The 559-nt window shown below is 21.1% G+C and carries 1 pseudogene; it reads left to right on the plus strand.

The features are described from left to right. A pseudogene (locus CD127_RS12760) lies at window positions 1-559 on the plus strand (helicase HerA domain-containing protein); the annotation flags it as partial.

The following is a 559-nucleotide window of genomic DNA, read 5'->3' on the forward strand; positions in this document are numbered from 1 at the left end:
ATATACATGAATTAGGTACAGTGACTGATGATGATAATATATATTTAACATCATTACATCCATTAATTTTGAGATATGAATTAAATAAAACTGAACGTTTTAATGATGATGAAATAAGTGAAAAAGTTTTTAGAAAATATAATCCTATTGGTTTATTACCTTATTTTGTAGATGTTGAGTCTAATTATTATTTCGCAAATTACAATGAAGGTGGAGCTAGATGGATTACATATAAACCTTTTGAAACTACAAATAAAATGAGTTCAGAAAAAATGCAATTTATTATTAAAACGCGTTTGAACAACTATAAACAACATTTTAGATATTTATTTGATATTAATAATAACTATGCTCTTAAAGTAAAATATATTGATGTTAAAGATTATAAAGCAGTTATAAAAGGGACTATTGAACATCTTTTAGATCAAATGAAAGATATTAAATCAATTTATTATTTAAATCCAGTAAATATATATCTTGATGTAGTTGATAATATTGATAATATATATACTTTATATAACATTAAAAACAGTGATGAATTATTAGAATTATATAATAT

It is taken from the genome of Staphylococcus petrasii, from assembly GCF_002902565.1.
GTDB lineage: Bacteria > Bacillota > Bacilli > Staphylococcales > Staphylococcaceae > Staphylococcus > Staphylococcus petrasii.